Annotated in this window: 14 protein-coding genes; 9 read left to right on the plus strand and 5 right to left on the minus strand. The window is 70.6% G+C overall.

Annotation, left to right across the window (positions count from 1 at the left end; translation table 11 throughout):
- Positions 1–93: 93 nt before the first annotated feature.
- On the plus strand, positions 94–1188 hold the full coding sequence (dnaJ, locus tag IPI43_23700) for a molecular chaperone DnaJ (GenBank protein ID MBK7777093.1): 1095 nt from the start codon (positions 94–96) through the stop codon (positions 1186–1188).
- A gap of 29 nt (positions 1189–1217) precedes the next feature.
- Here the strand turns inward: dnaJ and IPI43_23705 are convergent, their stop codons facing one another.
- Positions 1218–2324, minus strand: a complete 1107-nt coding sequence (locus IPI43_23705; protein MBK7777094.1) for a hypothetical protein — start codon at positions 2322–2324, stop codon at positions 1218–1220.
- A 167-nt stretch (positions 2325–2491) separates the two neighbouring features.
- On the minus strand, positions 2492–3832 hold the full coding sequence (locus IPI43_23710; GenBank protein ID MBK7777095.1) for a FliI/YscN family ATPase: 1341 nt from the start codon (positions 3830–3832) through the stop codon (positions 2492–2494).
- A gap of 167 nt (positions 3833–3999) precedes the next feature.
- Between IPI43_23710 and IPI43_23715 the strand changes: the two genes are divergently transcribed.
- The 8 genes from IPI43_23715 to IPI43_23750 all read left to right on the plus strand — a co-directional run bounded on the left by IPI43_23715 (position 4000) and on the right by IPI43_23750 (position 12306).
- Positions 4000–5034, plus strand: coding sequence for a hypothetical protein (locus IPI43_23715; protein ID MBK7777096.1), 1035 nt, complete (start codon positions 4000–4002; stop codon positions 5032–5034).
- The gene (locus IPI43_23720; GenBank protein ID MBK7777097.1) at positions 4971–5828 is read left to right on the plus strand and encodes a hypothetical protein; all 858 of its coding nucleotides are present in this window, start codon (positions 4971–4973) and stop codon (positions 5826–5828) included. Before IPI43_23715 ends, IPI43_23720 begins: the two co-directional genes overlap by 64 nt.
- Positions 5825–6082 carry a DUF4266 domain-containing protein gene (locus IPI43_23725; GenBank protein MBK7777098.1) on the plus strand — a complete coding sequence of 86 codons (258 nt, stop codon included), beginning with the start codon at positions 5825–5827 and terminating at the stop codon, positions 6080–6082. Before IPI43_23720 ends, IPI43_23725 begins: the two co-directional genes overlap by 4 nt.
- A gap of 2 nt (positions 6083–6084) precedes the next feature.
- Positions 6085–7242, plus strand: coding sequence for a DUF3570 domain-containing protein (locus IPI43_23730; GenBank protein MBK7777099.1), 1158 nt, complete (start codon positions 6085–6087; stop codon positions 7240–7242).
- 60 nt (positions 7243–7302) lie between these two features.
- The gene (locus tag IPI43_23735; GenBank protein ID MBK7777100.1) at positions 7303–7998 is read left to right on the plus strand and encodes a crotonase/enoyl-CoA hydratase family protein; all 696 of its coding nucleotides are present in this window, start codon (positions 7303–7305) and stop codon (positions 7996–7998) included.
- 83 nt (positions 7999–8081) lie between these two features.
- Positions 8082–9500, plus strand: a complete 1419-nt coding sequence (locus IPI43_23740) for a hypothetical protein (GenBank protein MBK7777101.1) — start codon at positions 8082–8084, stop codon at positions 9498–9500.
- An 84-nt stretch (positions 9501–9584) separates the two neighbouring features.
- Entirely contained in the window at positions 9585–11252 is a 1668-nt protein-coding gene (locus IPI43_23745) for an alkaline phosphatase family protein (GenBank protein ID MBK7777102.1), read from the plus strand.
- 4 nt (positions 11253–11256) lie between these two features.
- On the plus strand, positions 11257–12306 hold the full coding sequence (locus IPI43_23750) for a flippase-like domain-containing protein (GenBank protein MBK7777103.1): 1050 nt from the start codon (positions 11257–11259) through the stop codon (positions 12304–12306).
- 38 nt (positions 12307–12344) lie between these two features.
- Here the strand turns inward: IPI43_23750 and IPI43_23755 are convergent, their stop codons facing one another.
- From IPI43_23755 to IPI43_23765, 3 genes are all read right to left on the minus strand, one after another.
- Entirely contained in the window at positions 12345–13463 is a 1119-nt protein-coding gene (locus tag IPI43_23755) for a DUF3419 family protein (GenBank protein ID MBK7777104.1), read from the minus strand.
- 150 nt (positions 13464–13613) lie between these two features.
- Positions 13614–15191, minus strand: a complete 1578-nt coding sequence (locus IPI43_23760) for an alkaline phosphatase D family protein (protein ID MBK7777105.1) — start codon at positions 15189–15191, stop codon at positions 13614–13616.
- A gap of 29 nt (positions 15192–15220) precedes the next feature.
- Positions 15221–16402 carry a DUF839 domain-containing protein gene (locus IPI43_23765; protein MBK7777106.1) on the minus strand — a complete coding sequence of 394 codons (1182 nt, stop codon included), beginning with the start codon at positions 16400–16402 and terminating at the stop codon, positions 15221–15223.
- Positions 16403–16447 lie beyond the last annotated feature (45 nt).

Here is a 16447-nt window from a genome sequence, read left to right on the forward strand (position 1 = left end):
CGCTTTAGCGAGGGGTGCCCAGCTGGGTGGAACAACGCATTGCCAGCGCGTCCTGCTCGCCAGGGGGCACCGCTGCCCGTATCATCCGCCGCAGTGGCCAAGCGCGATTACTACGAAGTCCTGGGTGTCCCTCGAGATGCCGACGCCGCGACCATGAAGCGCGCGTACCGACAGCTGGCGATGCAGTTCCATCCGGACCGCAACCCCAACGACCCGAGCGCCGAGGACAAGTTCAAGGAGGCCACCGAGGCCTACACGGTCTTGAGCGACGAGCAGAAGCGCAAGCGCTACGACCGCATGGGGCACGGCGCGTTCGAGAGCCAGGGCGCCGGCGGCTTCGACCCGGCCGACTTCGGCTCCGTGGGCGACCTGCTGGAGGGCCTGTTCGGGGACGTGTTCGGGGGGCGTGGCAAGCGCCGCACGGGCGGGCGCGACCTGACGTACGACCTCACCATCGAGTTCGTGGAGGCGGCGCTCGGCACCGAGAAGACCATCCAGGTGGAGCGCCCGGGTCCCTGCACCGCCTGCGAGGGCGTGGGCGCCGAGCCCGGCACCAAGGTGGACGTCTGCGAGACCTGCACGGGGCGCGGCCAGGTGCGCCAGCAGCGCGGCTTCTTCGCCGTCTCGCGCCCGTGCGCGGCGTGTCGCGGCACCGGCAAGCGCATCCAGTCCCCCTGCCGCACGTGCAGCGGCTCGGGCACGCAGGTGCGCAAGGAAGACATGGTGGTGCGCATCCCCGCTGGCGTGCAGGACGGCGCCGTGCGCACGCTGCGCGGCTCCGGTGAGGTAGCCGCTGGGAGCGCGGGCGACTTGCACGTCACCGTGCACGTGAAGCCGCACCCGCTCTTCACGCGCGAGGGCGCCGACGTGCTGCTGGAGGTGCCCATCAGCTTCCCGCAGGCCGTGCTGGGCGCGCAGATCGACGTGCCCACCATCGAGGGCCGCGTGGCCATGAAGATCCCGCCGGGCACCCAGTCGGGCCGCTCGTTCCGCCTGCGCGGCAAGGGCATCCCGGTCTACGGCGGCGCCGGCAAGGGCGACCAGCTGGTGCGCGTGATCGTGGAGGTGCCCGAGAACATCTCCCGCAAGCAGCGCAAGCTCATCCAGGAGCTGGCCGAGGAGCTGGGGGTGGACACCCACCCGCAGCAGGCCGGCTTCATGGACAAGCTGCGCGGCCTGCTGGAGTGAGCCGCCGCGCTAGGGGCGCAGCTTGCCGATCACGGGCAGGTCAGCGCGCCCTGGCACATGCGCGCGAAGGGCGGTGACAGATCCTGGACACAGTTTCCGCTCTCGCACTGACCGTCACCGGCACACACGGAGCCATCGACGAGCAGGTCGCCGAAGCACTGTCCGCTGCGGCACTCGAGCCCCTCGACGCACTCGGCGGTCGAGTCGCAGAATTCGCCCTGCGTCTGCGACGGCTGATAGAGCGCGCATACACCCGGCTCGTCCTCACCGGTGCAGTAGAGCCCGGCGCGCGCGTCGCACACCACCGCCTCGGTGGCGAAGAGACCGCAGTCCTCGCCCGGACCGTTCTCCATGCGGACGCGCACGCAGATGCCCACGTCCTCGTCGGCGTCGGTCGGCCGGCAGAACGACCCGGGCGCGCACGAGTCCGAGTACGGGTCGCAGGACTCGTCCACGGTCCGCCAGCGCGCGCAGATGTCGTCCTGACAAAAGAGCCCCGGTTCACAGCCCTGCTCGTCACCGTCGCAGGGGGTCCCGAGCGCGGCGTCGGCCGTGGGGAACGTCTCGGTGTCGATGGCGCAGGTGCCCCCGAAATCGCAGTAGCCAAACTCGCCATTCGGCCCGTCTGCGCAGGTGTCACTGAAGGAGTCGCACGGGCTGCCCGTCGCGATCAGCGCCTGGCAGCTGCCGCACGAGATGGCGTTGCCCGAGCACGAACCGCTCACGCACTCGATGTCGCTGCTGCAGCCGCCCCCATCGGGGACCTGACCCACGAAGATGGAGTCGCAGGCCTGCTGGAGAGCCGCGGTCTCGCTGCACGTGCGGCGCAGCTCGGCCAGGCAGCGTCGCGCGGCGGCGCTGTCGAACGCCACGGTGCCCGCGTCGAGGTAGGGGCGAAACTCCGACGCCAGGTCGAAGGAGCCTTGTTCCGCCTCGAAACAGGCGCCCTCCGTGCCGTAGTAGAGGCGGTCGTACGCGTCGTCTTCGTCGCCCGCGCAGCGAAACAGGAAGTCGCACTCGGCGGCGAGGATGTCGTCGCCGAGGCCGTCGGGGCCGGAGGACCCGCCCCCACACCCCATGAACGCAGCGGCGCATGCGCACCCCACCAACACCGTCTTGTAGCTGAAGCCAACCATGAGTCCCCCTTGGCAACACGGAGCGCGTTGCCGGTCAGTCGAAAGAGTGATGAACGCAGCGTTCCCTTCACGTTCGTGACGAGGACCACACGTCCATCGGTGTTCTCTCACGGAGCCCCCCTTCCGTACAAGCATGTCTCGGCGCGGGACCGTAGTGTCTCGCCCGCTCAGCGCCCGCGCAGTGCTTCGCCCAAGGCGTGCCACGTCTCCACCACGTCGGCGCGCGCCTCGGGGCGCTGTCGCAAGAACGCCTCGATGGCCGGCATGCGCGCGATGGCGGCATCGAGCGCAGGATCCGAGCCCGCCTTGTAGGCGCCGAGCGACACCAGGTCGCGCTTCTCCTCGAAGGCAGCCAGGTGCCCGCGCAGCGTGTTGGCCTGGTCGCGCTGGGCCTCGCTGGTGACGGCGGGCATCACGCGCGAGAGGCTCTTCAGCACGTCGATGGCCGGCCAGCGTCCCCGCGCACCGAGCGCGCGGTCGAGCACGATGTGACCGTCCAGGATGCCACGCACCTCGTCGGCCACGGGCTCCTCCATGTCGCCTCCCTCCACCAGCACCGTGTAGAGGCCGGTGATGGAGCCGCGCGCGCTGGTGCCGGCGCGCTCCAGCAGCTCGGGCAGGGCAGCGAACACGCTGGGCGGGTAGCCACGCCGCGCGGGAGGCTCCCCGGCGGCCAGGCCCACCTCGCGACCGGCGCGGGCAAAGCGCGTGACGCTGTCCATCATCAAGAGCACGCGCTTCCCCTGGTCGCGGAAGTGCTCGGCGATGGCGGTGGCCACGTGCGCGCTCTTGAGCCGCACCAGCGCGGGCGCATCGCTGGTGGCGCAGACCACCACACCACGCCGCCGCCCCTCGGTGCCGAGGGCGTCCTCGAGGAATTCGCGGACCTCGCGCCCGCGCTCGCCGATCAGGCAGACCACGAACACGTCCGCATCCGCCTGCCGCGCGATCTGCCCGAGCAGCGTGCTCTTGCCCACGCCACTGCCCGCGAAGAGGCCCACGCGCTGGCCCTCGCCCAGCGTGAGCAGCGCGTCGATCGCCCTCACCCCCGTGGCCAGCGAGCGCGTGATGCGCGGCCGGGTCAGCGGGTCGGGCGACCGCTGATACACCGAGCGCGGCGTGCCCATCACCGGGCCGAGGCCATCGATGGGCTGCCCGAGGCCGTCCAGCACGCGGCCCAGCAAGCCGTCACCACACGTCACCTGCAGCGGGCGCCCGAGCGCCAGCACCTCGTCTTCGGGGCTGACCCCCTCGGCGCGCCCGAGCGGCATGAGCGTGGCATCGGGCCCGTGGAAGCCCACCACCTCGGCCAGCAGCGGCTCGCCCTGATGACGGTGCACCTCCACCAGCTCGCCCACGCGCACACCGGGCACACGAGCCTCGAGCCCCAGCCCCACCAGCGAGCTCACGCGGCCACGGGCACGCAGCGGCTGCGCGTCGCCCAGCGCGCTGGCCAGGCCGTCGAGCGCGGGCAGGAACGAGCGGGCGTCCAGGTCGGCAGGCGGCATGTGGGTAAACATGCGACGAGGTGGGCGTGGATGCACGCCGGGCGGTCGCGGGCCCCCCAGGTGTCGTCTGCGATCCAGACACATGCGATCTCCAAACCCGCCTGATATGCTGCCGGACGATGAGTTCCCCCTCTTGCCGAGCCCGACGACTGGTCGCGCTCCTCTTGATGTTTGCTGTCTTGGGTGTGAGCGGGCCCACTTCTGCCCAGCGCATCCTCACCTTCCGCTTCCGCCCCACGGCGCGCGCTCAGCTGGTGCTGTGGATCGAGCGCGAGGACGGGACCTTCATGGGGACCATCCGGCTGACGGAGGCCGTGGCGCGGCGCGGCATCGGCAACCGTCCGGGCGCCACGCAGATGAACAGCGGCTTCCACTGGCCCTATGGGCGCCGCGAGGGCGTGCTGCCCGTGTGGGCGCATCGGCGTGCCGAAGCCCCGGGGGCAGAGCGCTTCCAGCGGGTCATCTTCCAGGACCGCCTGAGCGAGGGCTACGCGTCGCGCACGGCAAACGACCAGAGCCGCGACGACTACTTCTGCCTTTCGTTCAACACGGCCACCACCTCGCGCGAGGCGCTGGATGCCGTGAGCTGCGCCAGCCTCTTCAACAGCGACAAGGGCCGCTACATCACGAACGGGGACATGCAGGCGGGCTACGCGGAGCCCTTCGTCTATGCCGACGTCGAGGACGAGATGCGCCCGCTCGGCACGGACTCGCTCTACCCGCCACGCCGCGACACCGACGGCATGGGCGGCAACGACCACCCGGACGTGCAGCGCTTCAACGCGGATGCGCTCGAGGTGATGCCCGAGCTCGACGCCATCGCCATGGCCACGCCGGCCGAGGGCGTGGCGCAGATGATGCAGTTCGCCGTCCCCGAGGAGTGGCCCAACGGCGCCTACACGGCCTACCTCGAGGTGAACGTCGAGGGCGACTACAACCAGCATTACGACGACGAGACGTACCCCACGCCCGAGGGCAACTACTGGGACTACTGGGCCATGGCGTACGGCTACCCGTATCGCGGGCAGCCGTCCGTGGTGTACGCGGTGCCGTTCAACACGCTCGTGCCCGGGACCTTCGGGGCCCCGACCCAGCGGGATACGGCGCGCTGCACGGCGAAGACGGAATGCTGCGGACCATGGACGGCACCATCACGGACAACCCGACCATGGCCCCAGGCAGCGGTGCCGACCGGCTGCTGAGCTTGGACGAGGCGGGTAACCGCTTCACGGTGGAGGTGGTGGCCACCAACGTGTGCGACCAGCCCAACCCGCCCCCCGAGTGCATGATGGGTTGCCAGAACGACTCGGGCTGCCCGGGTGGCTTCGTGTGTGGGTCCAACGGCACGTGCGTGGGCATGTGCGACGAGCCGCTGACCGCGCCCGCCGTCACGGGGTTCGCGGCCGAGCCCGTCGACGACATCAAGCACAGCCATCAGTGGGGCACGCTGCGCTTCACGCCCCCCGCCTTCTCGCGCGACATCGTGGCCTACAACGTGCGCGTCAGCCGCAACCCCATCGTGGACCAGGCCAGCTTCGACGCCGGCATCCCCGCGCGCCGCGCCACGCTGGCCGAGGAGGGCCTCGACATCTGCGAAGGGGGCTGCCCCGCCGCGGGCGAAGAGTGGACCTACGAGCTGGGTCACTTGGTCCCGCAGACCACGCACTACATCGGCATCCAGGCCGTGAGCTGCGGCATGCCGGGTGAGATCGCCACCACCACGGTGACCACCACGGCCATCACCTTCACCACGGTGTCGCCCTGCTTCGTGGCCACGGCCGCGTATGGCTCGCCGCTGGCCGCCGAGGTGGGCACCTTCCGCCGCTTCCGCGACCGCCACCTGATGAGCAACGCGCTCGGGCGCGCCCTCGTGGACGTGTACTACGAGCACGGTCCTCAAGCGGCCGAGGCCCTCGAGCAACACCCCTGGCTGAAGAGCGCCGCACGCGCGTTCTTGACGCCGCTCGCTGCGCTGTTGCATGACGACGGTCCGTGAACCTCGCTCGCACCCCCAAACTCCCTAGCGCCGCCGTTCTCGCGCGCCTCCAGCTGGCCTTCTTGCTGGCCCTCGCGGCGTGCGCCGGCGGCTGCGCGCACGTGCCGCCGTATGCGCGCGAAGACCTCACGCGGCCGGGCATGGAGTCCGAGAGCGAGGCCGAGGAAGAGCGCTTTCGCTCGCACGTGTACGACGCGCGCGAGGGGGCTGCGGGCGGCCACGGCTCCACCGGCGGCGGCTGCGGGTGCAACTGAGCATGCGGCGGACCGCGTGGTGGAAGTGGCTCTTGCTGGGCGCGGCCGTGCTGCCGCTGTGCTGTGCGCGCGGGGTGTCCCAGGCCGACGAAGTGGACGGCCGCTGGTCGGGGCGCTTCAGCCTGCTGGGCAACTACTACTGGGAGACCAGCACGCGCGTGGTGGCGCCCGAGTTCGGCGTGCAGCTCACGTCGCCCAACGGCACCGACCTGAGCGCCACCTATCTGGTGGACACCATCACCAGCGCCAGCCAGGCGGCGGGCACCACCATCGACGTGAGCTTCAACGAGACGCGCCACGACATCACGCTCGGCGCGGGCCGTGAGCTCGAGCTCGGTGACAGCGCGCTCCAGCTGCGGGGCGGTCTGCACTTCAGCCGCGAGCCGGACTACACGTCCATCTCCGGCAACGTGGGCGCGTCGCTCTTCCTGAACGAGCGCAGCACCACGCTGCACCTGACGCTCGGCTACCTGCACGACGAGGTGCGCCAGAACTTCCGTGGGCCACCGCCGCCCACCGTGCCGGGCCTCATCCTCGGGCAGTTCAACGAGGACTTCGACGCGCTGACCATCTCCATCGGGTGGGACCAGGTGCTGCAGCCCTGGCTGATCGCCGAGGTGGGCTACGACCTGGTGTACCTCAACGGCTTCCTGGCCAACGCGTACCGCCGCGTGATGGTGGCCGGCGCCGCGGTGGGCGAGCAGCACCCGGGCACGCGCATTCGGCACACGCTCACGGGGCGGCTCAAGGCGCACGTGCAGCGCACGCGCACCACGTTCCAGCTGCGCTACCGAGCGTACCTCGACTCCTGGGACATCGGCGCCATCAACCCCGAGGTGCGCGTGTACCAGCAGCTGGCGCGCAACCTGGACCTGCGGCTGCGCTATCGCTACTACAAGCAGACGCGCTCCTTCTTTTACGAGGACAACGACGAGGCCTACGCGCCCAACGCCGCGTTCTTCACCAACGACCCGAAGATGAGCGCCTTCCGCAGCCACGAGATAGGCATGCAGCTGCGCCTCGGCTTCGGGTTCTTGGAGGGCACGGCGCTCGACGTGTTGCGCGGAGGCCGGCTGGACCTCAGCTTCAACTACCTGTGGCGCACCAACGTCTTTGGCGACGCGGTGACGGCGCAGGTGGGCCTCAGCGTGCCGTTCTAGGCGCTGCGCCCTCTACCCAGGGCTCGCTCGAGCCCGCTCAGCACGAAAGGCACGGCGCGCATGACCGTCACGTATCGCAAGGAAGAGGGCGTGGGCATCATCACCATGGACGACGGCAAGGCCAACGCCGTGTCGCCGCAGCTGCTGCACGGGCTGCACGCCGCGGTGGACCAGGCCGTGGCCGACGACGTGGTGCTGGTGATCGAGGGGCGGCCCGGCATGTTCTCGGCGGGCTTCCACATGCCCACGCTCAACGCCAAGGGGCCCGAGGCGACGGCCATGCTCACCAGCGGCTTCCAGCTGGTGGAGAAGCTGCTGAACTACCCGAAGCCCGTGGTGACCGCGTGCGGTGGCCACGCCGTCGCCATGGGGATGTTCCTGCTGCTCTGCGGTGACCACCGCGTGGGGGCCGCGGGCGCGTTCAAGATCGTGGCCAACGAGGTGGCCATCGGGCTCACCATGCCGCGCACCGCCGTGGAGCTCTGCCGCCTGCGGCTCACCACGCCCGCGTTCCAGCGCAGCATGCTGATCTCCGCGCCGTTCACGCCCGAGACCGCGCTGCTGGCTGGCCACGTGACCGAGCTGGTGGCGCCGGAAGACGTGAGCGCCACGGCGATCGCGACCGCGAAGCAGCTGTGCGCGCTGAACATGACGGCGTTCCGCGGCACCAAGGCGCGCGTGAACGGCGATGCGCTGCGTGCGCTCGGGGCCGCGGTGGAAGCGGACAGCGCGGAGTTCGCGGCGCTCTTCGCCTGAGGGCTTGGAGCCGCGCGAGATGTCACACGCGCGCCGCGAGAACGTGGCGGTGCGCGTGGGTGGGGCGTGCTTGAACACTGAGCATGACTTCCGCGTGGCAGGGACGGTTGGGCCTCTGGGGCTTGTGGGTGGCGGCGTTGCTGGTGGGGGCAGGGCTCGCTGGGTGTGGGGACGAACCGGCGGGCGATGTCGACGGCGGCGTGGACCAAGGGACAGTGGTGGACACGGAGGTGGACCAGGGGGCGCTGGACACCGGAGTGCTCGACCAGGGGCCGCCCTGTCCGGTTGGCGCACCGGTGGTGATCTCGGAGGACATCAGCGAGGACACCACGTGGAGCTGCCCGAGCTACCGGCTCTCCGGACGCATCTTCGTGGTGGGCGACTCCACGCTGACCATCGCGCCGGGTACGCAGATCCTCGGCAACACCTCTTTCGCGGAAACCGCCGCGCTCGTCGTCACGCGTGGGTCCGAGCTCGTCGCCGTGGGCACGGAGGACGCGCCCATCGTTTTCACGTCGGGCAACACTGTGGGCAGCCGTACGACCGGCGACTGGATCGGCGTGAATCTGCTTGGGAACGCCACCATCAACGCGGGAACTGACAACGGTGGTGTGTTGGAGGGTCGCCTCGAGGGGTTCGGCATCGACGGGCGCGGGGTGTACGGCGGTAGCCAGGACACCAGCAGCTGCGGTCACCTCGAGTACGTACGCATCGAGTTCGCCGGATACGGCTTCGACACTGCGCAGGGGGGTCTCACGCTTGCTGGGTGTGGCTCCGGAACGCGCCTGAGCCACGTGCAGGTGCACCGGAGCATAGACGATGGGGTGGCGACCTATGGCGGTACCGCCAGCATGGATCACGTCGTCATCAGCGGCGCATCCAACGACAGCCTCGACTGGGACCAGGGCTGGCGCGGCAACGTGCAGTTCCTGGTCGTGCACCAGTTCGAAGGCCTCGGCGACTCCGGGTTCGAAGCGGACAACTACGGCCCGATGGAGCTGGCTACGCCGCGCAGCCACCCGACCATCTACAACGCCACCATGATCGGCACCTCCGTCACACGGGCGATGGTCCTCCGTGAGGGTACCCGCGCCAAGCTGCGGAACTTCATCGTCGCCGGCTTTGGTGGCGAGCCCATCGACCTGCGTGCCACCACCAACGACCTGACCACCGAGTGGCCGGCACAGCTCTCCGTCGAGAACAGCTTCTTCTTCGGCAACGGTGCCTACGACGACGAGGTCACCGACCCGATCGACAACGACGACAACGGCTTCGACGAGCAAGCGGCCATCGAGGACGCTGCCCGGAGCAACACCGTGGGCACCGACCCGATGCTGGGCTCCACCAGCATCACTGCGCCGAACTACGTCCCAGCCAACACCGCGCTGAATGGCCAGGCCACGCCGCCTGCCGGCTTCGACACCAGCGCCACGTATGCGCGGGCGTTTGCCCCGAACGGCACCGACTGGACCGCGGGCTGGACTGCGTTCCCGGAGAACTGACAGAGCCGTTGTTGCGCGTTTGAGATCAATCCGTTGCCAGCTTGTGCGCGTTCCGCTCGATCGGCGCTGCTAGCTTGCGCGCCGATGCGAAAGCGCTCCACGGGTCGACCGTCATGCAGCTCTCCACCGGCTCCACCGCACGGTGCCCACCGCCAGGCGTCGCTCGTGGGGGCCGGGCTGTGCTTGCTCGGGCTCGGGCTGCTGGTTCCGCTCGCGCTCGGTTCTTGGGAGCGCGCGGACGACACGCCTCCGGCGCTCGCGGCGCTGCGCGCGCACGCCGACCCGGAGCGCAACGCCGGGCAGCCACGCTCGGTGGTGATGCTGTTGATCGACGGCTTGCGCACCGACGAGGCCGAGGCGCTGCCTGCGTTCCGCACGTTTGCGGCAAGCGGCGCCTCGGGCCAGCTGCGCATGAGCGCCCCCACGCTCTCCAGCCCGGCCTATCACGCGTTCCTCACGGGCGTTCCGGCGTGGGCCAGCGGCGTTCGCACCAACCGGTTCCAGGCGCGCCCACGCAGCACCGCCGCCCGGGCCGACACGCTCTTCGACCGCGCGCGCAGCGCTGGGATGCGCGGCGTCTATGCCGCCGAGGGCCTGCGCTGGCTGCTCTCCTTCGCGGCGGACACGGCCACGGCCGACGCCAACGTGCTGCCGGTGGGCGCGCGCTTCGAGGCGGGGGCGCTGCGCCACCTGGCTCGCGCTGCCGAGCCCGGGCGCATCACGCTGCTGCACATGCTGGCCGTGGACGAGTCGGCGCACGAGCTGGGCATTCGCAGTGAGGAGCACCGCCAAGCGCTCGCGGGCGCCAACCGGCTGATCGCGGCGCTGCACGCGGCGACGCGCGGCACGGACACCGTGGCCATGGTGCTCTCGGATCACGGGCACCTCGATGCGGGCGGGCACGGTGGGAACGAGGTCATCGTGCAGCGCGCGCCGTTCGCCGTGGCGGCACCGGGCCTCCCGCCCCAGCACGGCGTGCGAATGCAACCCGAGGAGGTGGCGCCCACGCTGGCGGCGCTCGCCCGCCTTCAGGCGCCGCGCCACGCGCTTCGTGCCGCCAGCGCTGTGCTGGTGGGACCCAACGCGCACGAGGCCACGAGCGTGGTGCAGCGCGCGTCCGCTGCCCGCCGGGCGCAAGCCGCGTTCCTGGCGCGCGCCGAGCGCTACACCTGTGCGGGCGGGCTGCTCGCCCTGCTGCTCGGAGCGCTGGGCCTGTGGGCGCTGCGGCGTGCATTCGGTCGCTTCGACGCCGCCACGCTGCTCTCGCCGCCGCTGTGGTTGGCGCTCTCCCTCGTGGCGCACGTGCACGTGCTGGGTCGTCCGCTCTCGGTGAGCGCCATCGACCTGGTGGGCCTGCACGTGCTCACGCTGGCGCTCACGAGCACGGCTGCGGCCACCCTCGCCATCGCGGCGGGTGTGCGTGTTGCCGTGGCGCTCGGCGCCCAACCTCTCGCCGCGCTTCGGCGGGCCGCGGCCACGCTGGGCTGGGCAGCCTTCGGCCTGTTCGTGGCCAGCGTCAGCCTGATCGGTGGCTCCCTCGCGCCCTGGCCCGAGTCCGAGCTGCTGGCGTATGGGCCGGTGCTGTTCGGCGGGTTCGCGGGCGGCGCGCTCCTCGCGATGGCGGCCAGCCTGCTGGGCGGCCTGGTCTTCGGTTCCCGCCTGGAGCGTGGCCCGCAGCCCAGCGTCCAAACCGGGCGGGTGGGGGCAGGCTACCGAACTGTCACCGCCGCGCGCCCGCATCCTGCTAAGTAGACCGATGCCCACGACCGAACTGCGCTCCCCAGCCCGAGGCTCGATGTCGGGTGGCCGGGTGGTCCTGAGCGCAGGGCTGGTGGTCATGGCGGTGGCCCTCACCGTGCTGGGCGGGTTCGACCTCGAGGGAGCGCGTCTGACGCTCGGGCGCGCGCAGTCCGCCACGTGGCTCGCGCTGCTGCCGTTCGCGCTGCTGCTCACCATCGACGCCACGGCGTGGGCCATCGCGCTCGATGTGGCCCCCAGCGCGCGCGTGCTGGGCAGGCTCGTCCAGGCGCGCCTCGGCATCGAGGCCGTGTCGCTGACCGTCCCCGGGAGCATTCTGGTGGCCGACGGCCTCGCGCCCATGATCCTCGGGCGCGCGGCGAACCTCCCCGTGTCGGCGGCCGTCGCGGGGGTGGCCATCAAGAAGTGGGGCATCATCCTGGGCCACGTGGCGGTGCTCTGGCTCGCAGCGGTGGTCGGCAGCAGCTACTTCGAGCGCGTGGCCGAGCGCGGGGGCGTGTCGTTCGCGCCCGTGCCCACGCTGCTCATCTCCGGCGCGGTGGCGCTGGGCATGGCGGCCTGGCTGTGGGTGGTGCTGTCGCATGGCGCGGTGGAGCGGCTGCGCCGGTTGTTGGGCCGCACGCCGTTCGGGTGGATGCGCAGCCTGATGGCGCGCGCCGCAGAGGGCGCTGCGCGCGCCGACACGCATGCGCACGCGTTCTTCGGCGGGCCACGCGCGCGCGTCTGGACGCTCGTGGCGGTGTCCACGCTGGTCTGGCTGGCCGAGTCGCTCGAGGTCTACGTGCTCTTCCGCATCCTCGGCGCCAACCCCTCGCCGGCCGACGTGCTCGCCATGGAGGCCCTCCTCACGGTGGTGCGCTCGCTCGCGTTCTTCTCGCCCGGCGGGCTGGGCGCGCAGGAGTTCGCGTACCTGACGCTGATCCCACCGCTGCTGGGCGTGGAGGGCGCTGCGCTCGCGAGCGGCTTCGTGGTGCTCCGCCGCCTGCGTGACGTGGTCACCATTGGCCTCGGCTACTTGTCGCTCGCCACGCGCGTGGCCCGGGCCTGAGTGGGCCGCCGTGCCAACGCCGGCGGCCCTCTTGCGGCCTACTTCCGCACGGTGCCCACGTAGAGGTCGCGGTAGAAGCAGCTGCGGTCCAGCACGTGCAGGCGCGCGCTGAGCGCCCGGTCCGCCTTCAAGTGCTCCGCGTGCTCGGCGCCGGGCTGCCGGTCCACGAGGCAGATGCGGTAACACAGCCGCGCGCCGTCCTTCGCCACGCGCACGATCTCGTGCAGCAAGCGGTCGAAGTCGTGCGGCGCGATCCAGTCGAAGATGTCGCTCAGCGACAGCCCGTCGAGGCTGTTGTCGGGCAGGCCCGCGAGCACCTCCTCGAGCGGCGCGGTGACCGGCGTGATCGCGTGGCTCCGCTCCCGAAACTCCTGGAACGTGCTCTCGCGCAGGTAGTACGAGTTGAACCGACGCGGGTCGATGTACTCGCCCAGCAGCACGCGCGACAGGAAGAAGTTCTCCCGCATCAGGCGTGCGTGGGCGTGCTTCGCGATGTTGTCGAAGATCATCTCGCCCATCGCGAAGAACCCGGCCTGCTCGTAGAGGTCCTTGCCGTAGATCCAGCGCAGCGCCCACTTGCTGGTGGCCAGCCGCGCCACCGAGCGCGCCACCGGCGTGTCGATGTGGGCGTCGAAGTACTGCGCTTGTTCTTCGAGGTCGGTCATCTCGAACAACGGCCGCAGCTTGCTCTCGGGCAGCACCCGCCACGCCACGGACGCGCCGGTGGCCACGATGCGGTCCTGACGCCCGATGTTGGTGACACCCCGCGTGATCGCGCGATCACGCCCATCCCAGTAGGCCCGCGCGTCGGGCTCGAGGTGCCGGCGCACCCGCACGTACTGCGACCGGCGCACCGCGGTCGAAGTGGGCAAGAGCCCCAAGAACGACGCGTGCTGCTCCCAGTCGCGGGCGCCGAGAGCGCTCGCGCGCTTGAGGTCCAGCAGGAAGTTCTGCGACGGATTCAGGTCCACGCTGATCACCTCCGAGGGGTTCGCCTCGAGGAGACCGAGCGAGCGACTACCGCTGGCCGTGATGGAGAGCACCCGCGCACCCTTCTGCAGGTCGAGCGCCCCGAGCTCCGTCTCGGTGTCTTCCCAGCAGCCCGAGTAGACCACTTGCTGGAAGGCCGAGAGGCGCTGAACGCGACTGACTCGCACGGGAGCCCGACGTGAGCGTTCTGGTGTGTGTAGCGATGTCTCCACAGGTCTCCTTCTTCACAACGCAGGTGTGTGATTTCGGATGACCCTAGAGGGCTCTCGTGACGGTTCTGCGTTTGATGCGCTTCGAATCAGAAACGAACGAGGGTCTCAGACCTCGTCGTAGGGATACGGAGGCGGCTCGGGCGGCGCGAACGGCGGCGGGCTCGAGCCTGCGGCTGCGGCGTCTTCGGACTCCACCGCGTGGCGCGAGTCCACCTCGACGCGGAACGACCGCACGAGGCGCTGATAGGGCTCCTGCGAGCGGTACTGCTGGAACTCCGCGAAGCCGATGAAGTCGGCCTGGGCGAGCTCGGGCGTCAGCGTGAGCAGCAAGAACGTCCGGTGTGAGCCGTCGGCCCAGTGGAACTGCGGGCCGCTCGTGTCGGTGCTGCCACCGGGCGACGTGATGCTGCCGGTGGAGAACTCTACGCCCACGGACCCGGCGCCCGTCGCGCCATCATAGGCCGAAGGGTCCGCCACGATGTCGAGCGCCTCGGCGCGGTGGATGTCTCCCGTGACCACGATCAGGTTCCGGCCGTTCGACGTGGCGCGCTCGAGCACGCGCGCACGGGAGACCGCGTCCCAGCTGGAGCCTCCCAGCATGTCGGGGCTATGCGGCGCGAATGTGGTCCCCTGGCCCAGCACGAACCAGCGCGCGGTGCTCTCGTCGAGGCGGTCGTCCAGCCACTGCTGCTGCTCGGCGCCCAGGTGCTCTCCGGCATCGTCTTCGCTGGGCCAGAGATAGGGTCGCTGGCGGTCCACCAGCGCGAGCTCGGCCAGGTCACCGTAGGCGAAGTGGCGGAAGATGCGTCCCTCTGCACCGAGACGCGTGGGCATCCACTCGGAGTACGCCGCAAGCGCGTTCGCCACCCGGTCGGCCCAGGGCCCCTGCGTCTCGGGGAAGTGGTTGGCCGCGCCACCCACGAAGGGGTCGCAGGCAAACTCGTGGTCGTCCCACACGTGGATGAACGGGTTCTGGCGGTGCACCAGCTGAAGATCCGGATCGCGTCGATAGAACGCGTAGCGGCGCCGGTAGTCGTCCAGGCTGACGAGCTGGCCCGGTGGGTCGAGGTCCTCGCGGAAGCCTCCGTAGACCTCGCCGTACTCCACGAAGGCGCTGTACTCGTAGAGGTAGTCGCCCAGGTGCACCACCGCGTCGAGGTCGGCCCGCCGCGCCATCATGCGGTAGGCATAGAAGTACCCGAAGCCCAAGTTGGAGCACGACGCGAACGCCAGGCGGACCTCGCGTGTGCGGCCCACCGGCGCCGTCTTCGTGCGGCCGATGGGGGAGGTCCGGCCGAGCGCGCTGAAGCGGTAGTAGTAGGTGGTGCCCGGCTCGAGCGCGGCGAGGTCCACGCGCACGGTGTGGTCACGCTCGGCGTCCGTGGTCACGTACTCGGCCACGCGCCTCCGCCGCATGGAGGGGTCGGTGGACACCTCGAGGAACACGGACACGCGGTCGGTGCTGCCGCCTCCCGTGGTCACGCGCGTCCACAGCACCACGGCGTCGGGGAGCGGGTCGCCCGAGGCCACGCCGTGCTCGAAGGCGTTCTCCGGACCGAGGGGTCCTTCGTACTGGTAGAGCGGAAGGTCATCGCCTTCGTCGCACCCGAAGAGGATGGAGGGCGCCAGGCTCGAAGCCACGCCCAAGGCGGTGGCTCGCTTGATGAAATCGCGTCGGTTCATGTGCTCATTCCAAGAGAGGGCTGAGTCGCTCAGCCGAAGAACGGCCCTTCGACCATGTAGGTGACTCCGCCCGGGGCGCCGTCGGCTCCGCGCTGAGAGCTGAAGAGCAGGCGCCGCAGGCTCGGGTCGAAGGCGATGCCGGTGATCTCGGAGCCGTCGTGCCCTACCACCTGCACCAACGGCGCCACGCGCCCGTCGGGCGAGATGGCCACGATCTGCATGTCGCCGCCGTCCTCCCCCACCACGATGTCGCCGCCCTCGGTCACCAGCAGGAAGTCCACACCGGTGAGCACGGGCTCCGCGTAGTCGGCGGCGTCGTACAGGACCTCCAGCGTCCCCGCGTCCACGTCATGCAGCCACACGCGGTTGTCGCCCTTGGTGGTGAAGAACACCCGGCCCTCGTGGAACCAGACGCCCTCGCCGCCATCGAAGGCTGTGCTCTCGGGCACCTGCTCCCAGGTCGGCACGCTCGTCGCCGAAGGGTCCGGCACGGGCAGCCACGTGACCACGCCGTCCTGCGCGCGCATTACCTCCAGCACGCCAGCGGCGAGGTCGTCGGGGCCTCCCGTGAAGCGCGCTGGGGTGAAGCGGTAGAAGCGCCCGGTGGCCCGATCTTCCGTGAGGTACACACGGCCCGTGCGCGGGTCCACCGCCACCGCCTCGTGCTTGAACACGCCCAGCGCTTCCCGGCGCACTGCGTCGCGCTCGCCGAGCGGGTCGCAGTCCCACACGATGCCGCGGTCGTACTCTTCGGCGGAGAGCCACGTCTCCCACGGGGTCTTGCCGCCCGAGCAGTTCCACGTGGAGCGCCGCAAGATGGGGTACGCGTCGACCACCTCACCCTGGCGATCGAAGCGGATGGCGCCCACGCCCGACACGGGCAGCGCCACGCCCACCTCGCTGTTGGACACATACACGAAGTCGCCTCCGCCCACGGCGAAGGTGGCGCCCCCATCCGGGAAGCTGTGCCAGTTGTGCGTGGTCCCCGGCACGGGCTCCCCCGAGCGCGCCACCACCTTGCTGCTGAACCCGGCGGGCAGGCGCAGGCCGTTGGCGTCTGCGGGCGAAAGCGGCCCGTGTCGCAGCAGGTCACCCGCCGCGGGCCGGCGCGCCGCCTCTTCGCAAGCCAGCAAGTTGGGCGCGAGCGCGAGCGCGCCGATGCCTTGGGCGGTGCGCCGCAGGAACGTTCGGCGATCGAGGGGATCTCTCATCGCGGCGCATGCTGGAGGCGCTGCGTGGCGACCGTGTGAAGGCCC

This window comes from Sandaracinaceae bacterium (assembly GCA_016706685.1).
Lineage (GTDB): Bacteria > Myxococcota_A > Polyangia > Polyangiales > Houyiibacteriaceae > JADJJE01.

What these genes read in the sequence shown, in the direction of transcription:
- IPI43_23720 (MBK7777097.1), top strand. Translation starts at nt 4,971, where the DNA reads ATGGACGGCACCATCACGGACAACCCGACCATGGCCCCAGGCAGCGGT.
- IPI43_23750 (MBK7777103.1), top strand. Translation starts at nt 11,257, where the DNA reads ATGCCCACGACCGAACTGCGCTCCCCAGCCCGAGGCTCGATGTCGGGT.
- IPI43_23765 (MBK7777106.1), bottom strand. Translation starts at nt 16,402, where the DNA reads ATGAGAGATCCCCTCGATCGCCGAACGTTCCTGCGGCGCACCGCCCAA.
- IPI43_23740 (MBK7777101.1), top strand. Translation starts at nt 8,082, where the DNA reads ATGACTTCCGCGTGGCAGGGACGGTTGGGCCTCTGGGGCTTGTGGGTG.
- IPI43_23715 (MBK7777096.1), top strand. Translation starts at nt 4,000, where the DNA reads ATGTTTGCTGTCTTGGGTGTGAGCGGGCCCACTTCTGCCCAGCGCATC.
- IPI43_23745 (MBK7777102.1), top strand. Translation starts at nt 9,585, where the DNA reads ATGCGAAAGCGCTCCACGGGTCGACCGTCATGCAGCTCTCCACCGGCT.
- IPI43_23760 (MBK7777105.1), bottom strand. Translation starts at nt 15,191, where the DNA reads ATGAACCGACGCGATTTCATCAAGCGAGCCACCGCCTTGGGCGTGGCT.
- IPI43_23730 (MBK7777099.1), top strand. Translation starts at nt 6,085, where the DNA reads ATGCGGCGGACCGCGTGGTGGAAGTGGCTCTTGCTGGGCGCGGCCGTG.
- IPI43_23710 (MBK7777095.1), bottom strand. Translation starts at nt 3,832, where the DNA reads ATGCCGCCTGCCGACCTGGACGCCCGCTCGTTCCTGCCCGCGCTCGAC.
- IPI43_23705 (MBK7777094.1), bottom strand. Translation starts at nt 2,324, where the DNA reads ATGGTTGGCTTCAGCTACAAGACGGTGTTGGTGGGGTGCGCATGCGCC.
- IPI43_23735 (MBK7777100.1), top strand. Translation starts at nt 7,303, where the DNA reads ATGACCGTCACGTATCGCAAGGAAGAGGGCGTGGGCATCATCACCATG.